The following is a 14,745-nucleotide window of genomic DNA, read 5'->3' as shown; positions in this document are numbered from 1 at the left end:
GCAGAAAATATGGTCATTCCCACTGATAGGTGGGCGGGCCGAGTGGATCGCGGGCACTTGGTGACGCTGCACGTTGGCAACAAGGGCGATCCACCACAGAGCGGAGGACTCAGAGAATGGCCGGCGCGATGCGCAAGATGGCGGTCTACCTCGGCCTCGTGGAGGACGATGGGTACGACGGCCGGGGTTTCGATCCCGATGACGATTTCGAGCCCGAGCCGGAGCCCGAGCGGGAGCACCGCCGGCACCAGCCCCCGCACCAGGAGCGGCACGAAGAGCCGGTCCGCGTGGTGCAGCCGCCCGCGCAGCGCGAGCCGGTGCCCCACGTCGCTCCGCTTTCCGCGGAAATCGGACGACCGGCCCGTATTGCCCCCGTGGCATCCATCACACCTGAACGTCCGAACCTGGAGAAGAACGCACCGGTGATCATGCCCAAGGTCGTGTCCGAGCGGGAGCCGTACCGCATCACCACGCTGCACCCGCGGACGTACAACGAGGCCCGTACCATCGGGGAACACTTCCGCGAGGGCACTCCGGTGATCATGAACCTGACCGAGATGGACGACACCGACGCGAAGCGACTTGTCGACTTTGCGGCAGGACTCGTCTTCGGGCTGCATGGCAGCATTGAGCGAGTGACGCAGAAGGTGTTCCTGTTGTCGCCTGCTAACGTCGATGTCACGGCGGAGGACAAGGCCCGTATCGCAGAGGGCGGTTTCTTCAACCAGAGCTGAGACACGTCACCGGAACGAACCGGCCGGGAGGCCGGAGCCACGAGAGCACGGGGAGAGGGAAGCGCGAGATGAGCGTCGCACTACAGGTGATCTACATCGCGCTGATGTGCTTCCTGATCGTCCTGATCTTTCGGCTGGTCATGGATTACGTCTTCCAGTTCGCCCGCTCATGGGAACCCGGCAAGGCGATGGTGGTCGTTCTGGAGGCCACCTACACTGTCACCGATCCACCGCTCAAGCTTCTGCGGCGGTTCATTCCGCCGCTGCGTCTCGGGGGCGTGGCACTCGACCTGTCCTTCTTCGTTCTGATGATCATCGTTTACATCCTGATCAGCATCGTGATCAGGCTGTGAGCGATACGGTCTTGCCGACTGCCGACGACTACGTAGAGGTGAAGAAGAGATGCCGTTGACCCCCGAGGACGTGCGGAACAAGCAGTTCACGACCGTCCGCCTCCGAGAAGGCTATGACGAGGACGAGGTCGATGCCTTCCTCGACGAGGTCGAAGCTGAACTGACGCGCCTGCTGCGCGAGAACGAGGATCTTCGCGCGAAGCTGGCCGCCGCGACGCGTGCCGCCGCGCAGAACCAGCAGCAGCAGGGTATGCGCAAGCCGCCGGAGCAGCAGGATCGTCCCGGCGCACCCGTGCCCGCCGCCATATCCGGCCCGCCGGTCCAGCAGCAGCCGCCGCAGATGGGTCCGCCCCAGCTGCCCGGTGGCGCGCCGCAGCTGCCCGCGGGTCCCAGCGGCCACGGTCAGCAGGGCCAGCACGGCCAGGGCCAGCTCGGCCAGGGTCCGCAGGGCCAGCACGGTCCCGGTCCGATGGGGCAGGGTCCCATGGGTCAGGGCCAGATGCAGGGGCAGATGGGCCAGGGCCAGATGGGCCAGGGCCAGATGCAGGGCCAGATGGGCCAGGGCATGGGCGGTCCGATGGGCGGCCCCATGGGCGGCCACGGTCCGCAGCTCCCGCAGCCCGGTCAGGGCCCCGGCGGCGACAGCGCCGCCCGTGTCCTGTCGCTGGCGCAGCAGACCGCCGACCAGGCGATCGCCGAGGCGCGTTCCGAGGCCAACAAGATCGTCGGTGAGGCTCGCAGCCGCGCCGAGGGTCTGGAGCGGGACGCCCGTGCGAAGGCCGACGCGCTGGAGCGGGACGCGCAGGAGAAGCACCGCGTGGCGATGGGCTCGCTGGAGTCCGCCCGCGCGACGCTGGAGCGCAAGGTCGAGGACCTGCGTGGCTTCGAGCGCGAGTACCGGACCCGTCTGAAGTCCTACCTGGAGAGCCAGCTGCGTCAGCTGGAGACCCAGGCGGACGACTCGCTGGCTCCGCCGCGTACCCCGGCGACCGCGTCGCTGCCGCCGGCCCCGCAGATGAGCGGGTCGATGGCACCGGCCGGTGCGGGTGCGATGGGTCACTCCATGGGTGGCAACCCGTCCATGGGCGGCCACGGTGGCCCGTCCTCGAACGGTCCGTCGTACGGCGGCCAGCAGCAGATGTCGCCGGCGATGACCCAGCCGATGGCTCCGGTCCGTCCGCAGGCGCCGCAGCCGATGCAGCAGGCGCCGTCGCCGATGCGCGGCTTCCTGATCGACGAGGACGACAACTGACGGCCGTGCGCGCGCTGTGCGCGTAGCCGTCGGCAGGCTGAGGGCCGGGCCCCGGGGATTCTTTCCCCGGGGCCCGGCCCTTTTGCGCGTGAACGCGGGCCCGGGCGGGTGCGGTGGGGTGCGTGAGGGGCGCCTGCAGCGGGCTTTCCCCAACCCGCCCCTTCCCGAACCGGGGTTCGCCCCGGGCCCCGGTCCTCAAACGCCGGACGGGCTGAATCGGCGGGAGAGGGCCCCGGGCGGGCGGGCTGGATCGGCGGGACGGGGAAGGGGAGGGCCCCCAGGCGCCGGACGGCTGAACCGGCGATCGAGGGCGGGGGAGGGGGCGCCCTGGCGGCCTGGATCGGCTCAGGCGGCGGACGGGCTTGGGTGGGTTGGGCGGGCTGCACTGGGCCGGATGGCTGATCGAGGCGTTGTAGTAGGACCGGCCGGGGGTGGGGCCGTCGCTCCGGAGGAACGGCGAAGGGCCCGGCCGATGTCGTCGGCCGGGCCCTTCGGCGGGGGGTTACGCCTCCGTCTTGCGCAGGCGGAAGGTCAGGGACAGGGACTCGTCCGTGAACGGGGCGCCGTACGACGCGTCCGCCTCCGCCGCGGCGAAGTCCAGCGCCAGGACCTCGTCCGCGATCAGGCCCGCGTGCTCGGTGAGGGCCTCCGCCGTCTCGGCGGAGTCCGCCGACCAGCGGACGGCGATACGGTCCGCCACGTCCAGGCCGCTGTTCTTGCGGGCCTCCTGGATCAGGCGGATCGCGTCACGGGCCAGACCCGCGCGCCGCAGGCCGGGGGTGATCTCCAGGTCCAGGGCGACCGTCGCGCCCGAGTCGGAGGCCACCGACCAGCCCTCGCGCGGCGTCTCGGTGATGATCACCTCGTCCGGGGAGAGGGAGACCTTCTCGCCGTCCACCGTGACCGTCGCCGTGCCCTCGCGCAGGGCCAGCGAGAGCGCGGCCGCGTCCGCCTCCGCCACCGCCTTGGCCACCGCCTGGACACCCTTGCCGAAGCGCTTGCCCAGGGCCCGGAAGTTCGCCTTCGCGGTCGTGTCGACCAGCGAGCCGCCGACCTCGGAGAGGGAGGCGAGCGAGGAGACGTTCAGCTCCTCGGTGATCTGCGCCTGGAGCTCGGGCGTCAGGGTCTCGAAGCCCGAGGCGGCCACCAGGGCGCGCGAGAGGGGCTGGCGGGTCTTGACGCCCGACTCGGCCCGCGTAGCGCGGCCCAGCTCCACCAGGCGGCGTACCAGCGCCATCTGGCGGGAAAGGGTCGGGTCGATGGCCGAGAGGTCCGGCTCGGGCCACGTCGAGAGGTGGACCGACTCCGGGGCGTCCGGCGTGACCGGGACGACCATGTCCTGCCAGACCCGCTCGGTGATGAACGGCGTGAGCGGGGCCATCAGGCGCGTGACCGTCTCCACCACGTCGTGCAGCGTGCGCAGCGCCGCCTTGTCGCCCTGCCAGAAGCGGCGGCGCGAGCGGCGTACGTACCAGTTCGACAGGTCGTCGACGAAGGCGGACAGCAGCTTGCCCGCCCGCTGGGTGTCGTACGACTCCAGCGCCTGTGTGACCTGGTCCGTCAGCGCGTGCAGCTCGGACAGCAGCCAGCGGTCCAGGACCGGGCGGTCCGCCGGAGCCGGGTCGGCGGCGCCGGGGGCCCAGTTCGACGTACGGGCGTACAGGGCCTGGAAGGCCACCGTGTTCCAGTACGTGAGGAGCGTCTTGCGCACGACCTCCTGGATCGTGCTGTGGCCGACCCGGCGGGCCGCCCACGGGGAGCCGCCGGCCGCCATGAACCAGCGCACCGCGTCCGCGCCGTGCTGGTCCATGAGCGGGATGGGCTGGAGGATGTTGCCCAGGTGCTTGGACATCTTCCGGCCGTCCTCGGCCAGGATGTGGCCCAGGCAGACGACGTTCTCGTACGACGACTTGTCGAAGACGAGCGTGCCCACCGCCATGAGCGTGTAGAACCAGCCGCGGGTCTGGTCGATCGCCTCCGAGATGAACTGCGCCGGGTAGCGCTGCTCGAAGAGCTCCTTGTTCTCGTACGGGTAGCCGTACTGCGCGAACGGCATCGAGCCCGAGTCGTACCAGGCGTCGATGACCTCGGGGACGCGCGTCGCCGTCAGCGAGCAGCCCTCGCCGGTGCACGGGAAGGTGACCGCGTCGATGTACGGCCGGTGGGGGTCAAGGGACGACTGGTCGGCGCCCGTGAGGTCGGAGAGCTCGGCCAGCGAGCCCACGCACGTCAGGTGGTCGTCCTCGCAGCGCCAGATGGGCAGCGGGGTGCCCCAGTAGCGGTTGCGGGAGAGCGCCCAGTCGATGTTGTTGTTCAGCCAGTCGCCGAAACGGCCCTGCTTCACCGACTCCGGGAACCAGTTCGTCTTCTCGTTCTCGCGCAGCATCGCGTCCTTGACCGCGGTGGTCCTGATGTACCAGGACGGCTGCGCGTAGTACAGGAGCGCGGTGTGGCAGCGCCAGCAGTGCGGGTAGCTGTGCTCGTACGGGGCGTGGCGGAAGAGGAGACCGCGGTCACCCAGGTCCTCGGTGAGGGCCTCATCGGCCTTCTTGAAGAACTGGCCGCCCACGAGGGACACCTCCGGGGCGAAGGTGCCGTCGGCGAGCACCGGGTTCACGACCGGCAGGCCGTACGCCCGGCAGGTCCTGAGGTCGTCCTCGCCGAACGCCGGGGCCTGGTGGACCAGACCCGTGCCGTCCTCGGTGGTCACGTAGTCGGCGTTGACGACGAAGTGGGCCTCGGACGGGAACTCCACCAGCGCGAAGGGGCGCTCGTACGTCCAGCGCTCCATCTGCGCGCCGGTGAAGGTCTGCCCGGTGGCCTCCCAGCCCTCGCCCAGGGACTTCTCCAGGAGAGGCTGGGCGACGACCAGCTTCTCCTCGCCGTCGGTGGCGACGACGTAGGTGACGTCGGGGTGGGCCGCCACCGCCGTGTTGGACACCAGGGTCCACGGGGTCGTCGTCCAGATCAGCAGCGACGCCTCGCCCGCGAGCGGGCCGGAGGTCAGCGGGAAGCGGACGAAGACCGAGGGGTCGACGACCGTCTCGTAGCCCTGCGCCAGCTCGTGGTCGGACAGGCCGGTGCCGCAGCGGGGGCACCAGGGGGCGACGCGGTGGTCCTGGACCAGCAGGTCCTTGTTGAAGATCTCCTTCAGGGACCACCAGACCGACTGGACGTACGACGGGTCCATCGTCCGGTAGGCGTCGTCGAGGTCGACCCAGTAGCCCATGCGGGTCGTGAGCTCGGCGAAGGCGTCGGTGTGGCGGGTCACCGACTCGCGGCACTTCGCGTTGAACTCCGCGATGCCGTACGCCTCGATGTCCTTCTTGCCGTTGAAGCCCAGTTCCTTCTCGACGGCGAGCTCGACCGGCAGGCCGTGGCAGTCCCAGCCGGCCTTGCGGGCCACGTGGTAGCCGCGCATGGTGCGGAAGCGCGGGAAGACGTCCTTGAAGACGCGGGCCTCGATGTGGTGCGCGCCCGGCATGCCGTTGGCGGTGGGCGGGCCCTCGTAGAACACCCACTCGGGGCGCCCTTCGGACTGTTCGAGACTCTTCGAGAAGACCTTGTTCTCGCGCCAGAAATCGAGCACGGCGTGCTCGAGCGCGGGAAGGTCGACCTGGGCGGGCACCTGGCGGTACAGCGACATCGATTCCTCCGGCGGACTGTGACTTCCGTCGGAGGGACGAGAGCGCTAGCTCCCGCGGTACCACCCTCCTTGGCCACGGGCGGCGCCCGTGACCCCCTCATTGGGGCAGCGATGCCGGTTCTACTGGCCTTGCGTCCGCGGGCGGGGCCCGCGGTCCAAAGCGTTCTTCCGGCGGCTCAGGGGTGATGCTTCACGCCGCGCTCGCCGCCGGGCTCACACCGTCCCCGGATCGCTCTTGGCTGCGTACGGCGCTACTCGTCCCCTTCGAGGCCTTTCGCTTCGCCCAGTGTACGGGCCGCGGCGCCGGGCGGCCGCCGGTTTTCGCGTGCCCGCCCGGGCACGCGCCGCTAGCCCGAATGGCCATACGCGCCGCCTCGCGCCGCACCCGCGCCTCCCGGAGCGGATTACCCGGCGGAGAGCTGGGCACAACCGATGCAGGCTCGTCGCGCCCGGCAGGCGGCGGGGGCCGACCGGCGGCGTGCCCCGTTGCCGCGGGGCTGGAGTCGACTTATCGTCCCAGCACGATGCGCGAGCAAGATCACAATATGTGAAGGGGCCGCGGCCATGGTGGCTAAGAAGACCGCCGCACAGAGCGCAGACGGGACCGGCGCGGCGGAGAACGGCGCCGTCGCGGAGCAGGCCGTCGCGAAGAAGGCCGCTGCCAGGAAGAGTGCTGCGAAGAAGACGGCCGCCGAGAAGGCGGTAGCGGCCAAGAAGGCGGCCGCGAAGAAGGCCGCTCCCGCCAGGAAGGCCGGGGCGGCCACGACGGCCGGGAAGGCGCCTGCAGAGAAGGCGGCTGCGAAGAAGGCCGCTCCTGCGGCCAAGGGGGCGGCCCAGGCCGCGGAAGAGACAGGAGCCAAGACGGTGGTTGCGAAGAAGACCGCGAGCAGGGCCACAGCGGCGAAGAAGGCGGCCCCGGTGACGGCGGCAGCCGCACCCCCGACCCTTACGGTCGCCCCCGCGGCCCCCGGCGAACTCGCCGTCCGGCCGGGTGAGGACCCGTGGACCCCGGAGGAGGTCGCCGAGGCCCGGGCCGAGCTGGAGAACGACGTCGCCGGCCTGCGGGCCGAGATCAGCGCGTCGGAGGAGGCGGTGACCGGGCTGATGCGCGACTCCGGGGACGGCGCGGGCCACGACGAGGCCGACACCGGCACCAAGAACATCTCCCGCGAGTACGAGCTGGCCCTGGCCGCGAGCGCCCGCGAGCGCCTGGAGCAGACCGAGCGGGCCCTGGAGCGCCTGGACGCCGGCACGTACGGGCTCTGCGAGGTCTGCGGGAAGCCCATCGGCAAGGCGCGCATGCAGGCCTTCCCGCGCGCCACGCTGTGCGTGGAGGACAAGCAGAAGCAGGAGCGCCGCTCCTGACGCCGCCACCGGGTTGCGACCGGCCACCGAGGCCGTCCGTACGTGTGTGCCGTACCCTCGTGCTCAGTCAGGCACCTAGGTTGAGGGACTCACGTGGCAGAGGCGGAGCGCATCATCGGTACGCCGGACACCCCTGAGGCAGGGGGACCCGAGCCGGAGGAGTCCTCCGATGCGGCGGCCCCCGACGGGCAGCCGGCGAGCAGGGGCAAGCGCCGGATCGCTGTGCTCTTCGGCGTGGCGCTCGTGGCCTACCTGCTCGATCTGAGCACCAAGATGCTCGTGGTGGCCAAGCTGGAGCACCACGAGCCGATCGAGGTCGTCGGCGACCTGCTGCGGTTCGAGGCGATCAGGAACGCGGGCGCCGCCTTCGGCATCGGCGAGGCGTTCACCGTGCTCTTCACGGTCATCGCGGCGTCCGTCATCGTGGTGATCGCCCGGCTCGCGCGCAAGCTCTACAGCCTGCCCTGGGCCATCGCCCTGGGGCTGCTGCTCGGTGGCGCGCTCGGCAACCTCACCGACCGGATCTTCCGTTCGCCCGGCGTCTTCAAGGGCGCAGTCGTGGACTTCATCGCCCCGGCGAACTTCGCGGTCTTCAACCTCGCGGACTCCGCCATCGTGTGCGGCGGCATCCTCATTGTGATCCTGTCGTTCCGGGGTCTGGACCCCGACGGCACTGTCCACAAGGACTGACAAGGCATACTCGACGGGTGAGTACCATTCCCGAGTTCCGCACCCTGCCCGTTCCCGACGGCCTCGAGGGCGAGCGCGTCGACGCCGCCATCTCCCGGATGTTCGGGTTCTCCCGTACGAAGGCGGCCGAGCTCGCCGCCGCCGGGAAGGTCCAGGTCGACGGGTCGGTGGTCGGGAAGTCCGAGCGGGTCCGGGGCGGGGCCTGGCTCGAGGTGGAGATGCCGCAGGCCGCAGCCCCCGTGCAGATCGTCGCCGAGCCCGTCGAGGGCATGGAGATCGTGCACGACGACGACGACATCGTCGTCATCGACAAGCCGGTGGGCGTCGCCGCGCACCCCAGCCCCGGCTGGACCGGCACCACCGTGATCGGCGGCCTCGCCGCCGCCGGCTACCGCATCTCGACCTCGGGCGCGGCCGAGCGCCAGGGCATCGTGCACCGCCTCGACGTCGGCACGTCGGGCCTGATGGTCGTGGCCAAGTCGGAGCGGGCGTACACGCTGCTCAAGGCGCAGTTCCGGGACCGCGTCGTCGTGAAGAAGTACCACGCGCTGGTCCAGGGCCACCCGGACCCGATGAGCGGCACGATCGACGCCCCGATCGGGCGCCACCCCAACCACGACTACAAGTGGGCCGTGACGGCCGAGGGCAAGCCCTCCGTCACGCACTACGACCTGATCGAGGCGTTCCGCGCGGCGTCGCTCCTCGACATCAAGCTGGAGACGGGGCGCACGCACCAGATCCGCGTGCACATGTCCGCGCACCGGCACCCCTGCGTGGGCGACACGACGTACGGCGCCGACCCGACGATGGGCAAGCGGCTCGGCCTCACGCGGCAGTGGCTGCACGCGATGCGGCTCGGCTTCGAGCACCCCTCGGACGGGCAGTGGGTCGAGTTCCAGAGCGCGTACCCGGCCGATCTGCAGAAGGCGCTGGACGTGATCCGCGCCGAGAGCGAGTGAACGACCGTCCCGTACCCGGCGCCGCGGGGGCCGATGGGGACGCTGCGTAAGGGGCCGGTGTCCCGGACCCGGGGATTCCGCGGCGCGTGACGCGTCGCGTGCTCTCGGTGCAGCTCAGAAGCGCTCAGGGGCCACAGCTCAGTGCTGTGGCCCCTTTTCACTGCTCCTGAATAGTTAGGAAACTTTCCCAACACTCTTGACGGCAACTGTAAACAATCCTAACTTTCACGCGAACTCCCGTACCGGAACCCCCACCCGAAGGGAGCACAACCCCCATGCGCAAACCCCTGCTCTTCGCCTCGGCGCTCGCCGTCGTGATGGCGCTCCAGACGCCCGTCGACGCCACCGGGACCCCCACCCCCCTCTCCGCCGGCGGACAGCTCAAAGTCTGCGGCCGCCAGCTCTGCGACGAGCAGGGCCAGGCCGTCCAGCTGCGCGGCATGAGCACCCACGGCACGCAGTGGTACGCCCGGTGCGTCACCGACGGATCGCTGGACGCCCTCGCCGGCGACTGGCGCGCCGACGTGCTGCGCGTCTCGACGTACGTACAGGAGGGCGGCTACGAGACCGACCCGCAGCGCTTCACCGCGCTCGCCCAGAAGTTCGTCGACGGCGCCCACCGGCGCGGCATGTACGCCGTGGTCGACTGGCACATGCTGGACCCGGGTGACCCGGACCACAACCTCGCGCGCGCCAGGACCTTCTTCACGGCGATGGCGAAGAGGTACAAGGACCACCCGGGGGTGCTCTACGAGATAGCCAACGAGCCCTCGGGGGTGAGCTGGTCGAAGATCAAGGCGTACGCCGAGAAGATCATCCCCGTCATCAGGGCCCAGGACCCGGACGCCGTGGTGCTGGTCGGCACGCGCGCCTGGTCGTCGTTCGGCGTCTCGGAGGGCGCGGACGAGCAGGAGGTGGTCCGCAACCCGGTGAACGCCTCCAACATCATGTACACCTTCCACTTCTACGCCGCCTCGCACCGGGGCGAGTACCTGGCCGCCCTCGACCGCGCCTCCGACCGGCTCCCCGTCTTCGTCACCGAGTTCGGCACGCAGGACTACGCGGGTGAGGGCGCCAACGACTTCGCCCAGTCCCAGCGCTTCCTCGACCTGATGAAGCGCAAGAAGATCTCCTGGACCAACTGGAACTACTCCGACGACCACCGCTCGGGGGCCGTCTTCAAGACGGGCGTCTGCGACGGCGGGACCTGGGCCGGAACCGCCGTGCTGAAGGAGGCCGGGGTCTGGATCCGCCAGCGGATCCGCGAGTAGTGGCACCCTTGGGGTCTTGATCGTCAAGACTCCGAACCGCCGGAAGGTGCGCCGTGGACCAGTTGGCCCTGCTGTTCCTGCTGCTGCTGGGGGCCGTCGTCACGGTGCCTCTGGGGGAGCGTCTCGGGCTGCCGGCTCCGGTGCTGATGACGGTCGCCGGGATCGTCCTCGCGCTGCTGCCGTTCGTGCCGAACGTCGAGGTCCCGCCCGAGTACATCCTGCCGCTGGTCCTGCCGCCCCTGCTGTACGCCGCCGTGCAGCGCACCTCCTGGCGGCAGTTCGCCGCGAACGTCAGGCCCATCCTGCTGCTCGCGGTGGCGCTCGTCTTCGTGACGACGGCGGCGGTGGCCGCGGTGGCCGGCGCCCTGGTTCCCGGGCTGCCGGTCGCCGCGGCCATCGCGCTGGGCGCGCTCGTCGCCCCGCCCGACCCGGTCGCGGCCACCGCCGTGGCCGGGTCGCTGGGGCTGCCGCGGCGGCTCGTGTCGATCCTGGAGGGCGAGGGGCTGTTCAACGACGTGACGGCCATCGTGCTCTACCACGTGGCCATCGCGGCGGCGGTGAGCGGCACCTTCTCCTGGCCGAACGCGGTCGGGGACTTCGTCCTGTCCGCCCTCGTGGCCGTCGTCGCCGGATTCGGGCTCGGGTGGGTCACCGACAAGCTGATGGGCTACCTCGGCGACGCGACCCTCCAGATCAGCCTGACGCTGCTGGCCCCCTTCGTCGCGTACGTCCTGGCCGAGGAGTTCAAGGGGTCCGGCGTGCTCGCCGTCCTCGTCATCGCGCTGTACCTCGCGGAGCACGCCGTGGACGCCGACGACGTGCTCGGCCGCCTCGCCGGGAACACCTTCTGGCAGATCGTCGACACCCTGGTCACCGGTATCGCCTTCGGCCTCATCGGACTCGAGCTGCACAACGTCTTCGGTACGGCCGAGGAGCGCCTGGGCCAGATGCTCGGCTGGGGCGCGGCGGTCGTCGCCGTGGTCGTCGGCGTACGGCTGGCGTGGCTGCTGCCCGCGACCTGGCTGGCCAAGCGGCTGCACACGCTCCGCGACGTCGACGAGGACATCCCCGTCAGCTGGCGCGAGACGGTCGTGATGTGGTGGTCGGGGATGCGGGGCGTGGCGTCGGTCGCGCTGGCCCTGGCCATTCCGCTCAAGACGGACGACGGCTCGCCGTTCCCGGCGCGCGACGAGATCGTGTTCATCGCGTTCTCCGTCATCATGGCCACCCTGCTCGTCCAGGGGCTGACCCTGCCGCGCCTGGTGCACCTGCTCGGCGTCCGCGCGGACACGGGCGCGGAGCGCGAGCTCGAACACGACCTGGCGGTACGGGCCGCGAAGGCGGCCAAGCGCAGGCTCAAGGAGATCCAGGAGGTGGAGGAGCTGCCGGACGACGTCCTGGACCGGCTCCAGCGCGGCGCGTGGGACATCGGGGCCAGGATCAGTCCCGAGATCGTGGACGACGAGCGGCGCGAGGCGTTCGCGCAGCGCGCCGAGCGGGTCAGGTCGGTGCACCGGATCCAGCGCGAGATGATGTCGGCCGCGCGGCACGAGGTGCTCTCCGCACGCAGCGAACCCGGCGCCGACCCCGAGGTGGTGGACCGGGTGCTGCACCACCTGGACGTGCGCAGCCTCCGGTAGCGGTCCACCCCACCCGGGGGGCTAGCCGCGCCCGATGCGCGGCTCCTCGTCGGGGACCGGCGGCTTGCCGCTCGGCGGCAGGTCCGCCGCGGCGGTGGCGATGCGGGGGAGCGCGTACGGGTGCTTCTCGGTCAGCCAGGCGATCAGCTGCTCGCGCACGGTGCACCGGACCGTCCACACGTCGTCCGCGTCCTTCGCGGTGACGACCGCCCGTACGACCAGCGTGCTGGGCGTCGTGTCGGTGACGGCCAGGCTCCAGTCGCGGCCGTCCCAGGCCTTGCACATGCTCAGGATCTCCCGGAGCTTCTCGCGCATCAGGTCCACCGGCGCGGTGTGGTCCAGGTGCAGGAAGACCGTGCCGGTCATCTGCGCGCCGCCGCGCGACCAGTTCTCGAACGGCTTGCTGGTGAAGTACGACACCGGCATGGTGATCCGCCGCTCGTCCCAGGTGCGTACGGCCAGGAACGTCAGCGTGACCTCCTCGACCACGCCCCACTCGCCGTCCACGACCACCGTGTCCCCTATGCGCACCATGTCGCCGAAGGCGATCTGGAATCCGGCGAAGAGGTTGCCGAGGGTCGACTGGGCCGCGACACCGGCGACGATGCCGATGATCCCGGCCGAGGCGAGCATCGACGTGCCGACCGTCTTCATGCCGGGGAACGTCATCAGCATCGCGCCCGCCGCCACCACCGCCACGACCGCGGTGACGATCCGCATGATCAGCGTGACCTGGGTGCGGACGCGCCGGACCCGTGCCGGATCGCGCGTCGAGGACGCGTAGCGGGCGTACGACGACTCCACGACGGCGGAGGCGATGCGTATCACCAGCCAGGCGCTCGCGCCGATCAGCACCAGGGAGAGGACCTGGCCTATGCCGGCCCGGTGGTTCTGGACGATCGCCAGGGCGGTCTTCTCGTACGCCCCTCTCAGAACGGCGGCGAGGATCAGGACCTGGAGTGGCACCCGGCAGCGGCGCAGCAGGCCCCACAGCGGGGTCTCGTGGTGACGGGCATCGGTCCGGCGCAGCAGCAGGTCGGCGGCCCAGCCGACGACCAGCGTGAGCACGACCGAGCCGCCGATGACGATCAACGGGCGCAGTACGTTCTCCATGACTCCGACGCTCAATGGGAGGATGGCGGGATGGACATCATGCTTTTCCACTCCGTCTACGGTCTGCGCCCGGCGGTGCACGCCGCGGCAGAGCGGCTGCGTGCCGCCGGGCACCAGGTGCACGTGCCCGACCTCTTCGAGGGCCAAACTGCCGAAACCGTGGAGGAGGGCATGGCGATCAAGGACGGCATCGGCCGGGACGAGCTCCTGCGCCGCGCCGTCCTCGCCGCCGCCCCGCACTCCGAGAACGGTCTCGTGTACGCCGGTTTCTCCTTCGGCGGGTCCGTCGCGCAGAACCTGGCGCTGGGCGACGAGAAGGCCCGTGGCCTGCTGCTTCTGCACGGGACGTCGGACATCGCCGAGGACGCGGCCGTGCACGACCTGCCCGTGCAGCTGCACGTCGCGGAGCCGGACCCCTTCGAGTCCGAGGACTGGCTGAACGCCTGGTACCTGCGGATGCGCAGGATCGGCGCCGAAGTGGAGATCTACCGCTACCCGGGAGCCGGGCACGTCTTCACGGATCCGGACCTGCCGGACTACGACGCGGACGCGGCGGCGCAGACGTGGAAGGTCGCGGCCGGGTTCCTGGCGACGCTCTGATCGTCACCTGACGGGAGTGGTGGCTGATTCCGGCCGGCGCTCGGCCTCGCGCGGTACCCGCTTCCGCGGGATGCGCGAGGCCGCGGCGCCACCGGCCGGGCCGTGGCACCGGACTTCCCCAGCACCGGACGTGCCTCAGGGCGTCGGGGGAGAAGCCCCCGTGGTCAGCCGGCGCGGTACGCGGTCCAGTTGTCCGTCATCCGCGTGACCTGACCCGCGGTGAACTGGTACATGCAGTTGTCGTACGTGTAGTCCATGAAGTTGTGGACGGGGTCGACGCCGGTCTTGCTGGCGCAGGAGTCACGGCCGGTGGGGCACTGGTACGCGGCGCTCTTCTCGGCCGGGGTGTCGGTGACGTAGTCGCCGTTTCCGTTGCAGCCGCCCTGGAACGTGTGGTAAAGGCCCATCCAGTGGCCGACCTCGTGGGTGGCGGTGTCGCCCTCGTTGTAGTTCGCGGAGCTGCCGCCGGGGAGTGACTTGTCGAGCACGACGACGCCGTCCATGCTCGGGTTGGAGTTGTACGAGCTCGGGAAGGTCGCCCAGCCGAGCAGGCCGCCGCTGAGGTTGGCGGTGTAGAAGTTCAGCGCGCCGGCGCCGCCCTTGCGCAGGGTCGACTTCATCTGCTTCTCGGCGGTCGAGCCGGACGCCAGGTTGTACCAGGAGGCGTTGTCCGTGTAGTCCGTACCGGCCAGCGTGAACTGGAAGTTCGAGTTGACGTTGCCGGTGCCCTGGCCGCCGAACGCCGAGTTCAGGACAGCCATCTGGTTGTTGATGTCGGTCGCCGAGAGCTTGCCGGTGGTGCCGCTGTGCACGACGTGGAAGTACACGGGAATGGTCGTCACGGCGGAGGCGGAGAAGCCCCGGGCCGCGCCGCCCGACGTGCGCAGCTTGTCGAGTCTCTTGCGCAGGTCCGCGTCCATGGCCTTGGCCTTGGCGGCGGTCACCTCGTTGGGCTCGTTGGCGTGCTGGTCGCCGGAGGGCCGCGCCTCGCGGGCGGCGCTCACGCCGGTCTCCTCGACGCACTTGTCGGCGGGCGCCTTGGCGGCGGCGACGCCGGCGGGGGCGGAAAGGGTGGAGAGGGCCAGGGTTCCGGCCATCACCGCCGTACCGATGAACCGCTTG

General features: G+C 70.6%; 12 protein-coding genes. 9 read left to right on the top strand and 3 right to left on the bottom strand.

Annotated elements, in window-relative coordinates; genetic code table 11:
* The first annotated feature begins 116 nt into the window (after positions 1 to 116).
* The 3 genes from AC07FK_RS06380 to AC07FK_RS06370 all read left to right on the top strand — a co-directional run bounded on the left by AC07FK_RS06380 (position 117) and on the right by AC07FK_RS06370 (position 2,339).
* Positions 117 to 734 carry a cell division protein SepF gene (locus tag AC07FK_RS06380; protein WP_479103096.1) on the top strand — a complete coding sequence of 206 codons (618 nt, stop codon included), beginning with the start codon at positions 117 to 119 and terminating at the stop codon, positions 732 to 734.
* Positions 735 to 802: 68 nt separating this feature from the next.
* Positions 803 to 1,087, top strand: coding sequence for a YggT family protein (locus tag AC07FK_RS06375; RefSeq protein ID WP_138902161.1), 285 nt, complete (start codon positions 803 to 805; stop codon positions 1,085 to 1,087).
* A 49-nt stretch (positions 1,088 to 1,136) separates the two neighbouring features.
* The gene (locus AC07FK_RS06370) at positions 1,137 to 2,339 is read left to right on the top strand and encodes a DivIVA domain-containing protein (protein WP_479103094.1); all 1,203 of its coding nucleotides are present in this window, start codon (positions 1,137 to 1,139) and stop codon (positions 2,337 to 2,339) included.
* A gap of 502 nt (positions 2,340 to 2,841) precedes the next feature.
* Here AC07FK_RS06370 and ileS read toward each other — a convergent pair.
* Positions 2,842 to 5,985: an isoleucine--tRNA ligase gene (ileS, locus tag AC07FK_RS06365; protein ID WP_479103092.1), complete on the bottom strand. Its 3,144-nt coding sequence runs from the start codon at positions 5,983 to 5,985 to the stop codon at positions 2,842 to 2,844.
* 564 nt (positions 5,986 to 6,549) lie between these two features.
* On the opposite strand from ileS, the gene AC07FK_RS06360 reads away from it, so the two are divergent.
* The 5 genes from AC07FK_RS06360 (at position 6,550) to AC07FK_RS06340 (ending at position 11,910) form a co-directional block, all read left to right on the top strand.
* On the top strand, positions 6,550 to 7,350 hold the full coding sequence (locus AC07FK_RS06360; protein ID WP_479103090.1) for a TraR/DksA family transcriptional regulator: 801 nt from the start codon (positions 6,550 to 6,552) through the stop codon (positions 7,348 to 7,350).
* A 93-nt stretch (positions 7,351 to 7,443) separates the two neighbouring features.
* Complete coding sequence (gene lspA, locus AC07FK_RS06355) at positions 7,444 to 8,040, top strand: signal peptidase II (protein WP_479103088.1); 597 nt, start codon at positions 7,444 to 7,446, stop codon at positions 8,038 to 8,040.
* A 17-nt stretch (positions 8,041 to 8,057) separates the two neighbouring features.
* Positions 8,058 to 8,999 carry an RluA family pseudouridine synthase gene (locus AC07FK_RS06350; protein ID WP_479103086.1) on the top strand — a complete coding sequence of 314 codons (942 nt, stop codon included), beginning with the start codon at positions 8,058 to 8,060 and terminating at the stop codon, positions 8,997 to 8,999.
* 275 nt (positions 9,000 to 9,274) lie between these two features.
* Entirely contained in the window at positions 9,275 to 10,270 is a 996-nt protein-coding gene (locus AC07FK_RS06345; protein ID WP_479103084.1) for a glycoside hydrolase family 5 protein, read from the top strand.
* A gap of 53 nt (positions 10,271 to 10,323) precedes the next feature.
* Positions 10,324 to 11,910: a Na+/H+ antiporter gene (locus AC07FK_RS06340; protein ID WP_479103082.1), complete on the top strand. Its 1,587-nt coding sequence runs from the start codon at positions 10,324 to 10,326 to the stop codon at positions 11,908 to 11,910.
* 21 nt (positions 11,911 to 11,931) lie between these two features.
* Here the strand turns inward: AC07FK_RS06340 and AC07FK_RS06335 are convergent, their stop codons facing one another.
* On the bottom strand, positions 11,932 to 13,023 hold the full coding sequence (locus tag AC07FK_RS06335) for a mechanosensitive ion channel family protein (protein ID WP_479103080.1): 1,092 nt from the start codon (positions 13,021 to 13,023) through the stop codon (positions 11,932 to 11,934).
* 30 nt (positions 13,024 to 13,053) lie between these two features.
* Here AC07FK_RS06335 and AC07FK_RS06330 point away from each other — a divergent pair, with 30 nt between their 5' ends.
* Entirely contained in the window at positions 13,054 to 13,623 is a 570-nt protein-coding gene (locus AC07FK_RS06330; RefSeq protein ID WP_479103078.1) for a dienelactone hydrolase family protein, read from the top strand.
* Between the two features lie 164 nt (positions 13,624 to 13,787).
* Here AC07FK_RS06330 and AC07FK_RS06325 read toward each other — a convergent pair whose 3' ends face one another.
* On the bottom strand, positions 13,788 to 14,720 hold the full coding sequence (locus AC07FK_RS06325) for a zinc metalloprotease (protein WP_479103915.1): 933 nt from the start codon (positions 14,718 to 14,720) through the stop codon (positions 13,788 to 13,790).
* Positions 14,721 to 14,745 lie beyond the last annotated feature (25 nt).

The sequence above is a fragment of the Streptomyces sp. NPDC046122 genome (assembly GCF_056429965.1).
This window is presented reverse-complemented; position numbering and strand designations above follow the sequence as displayed.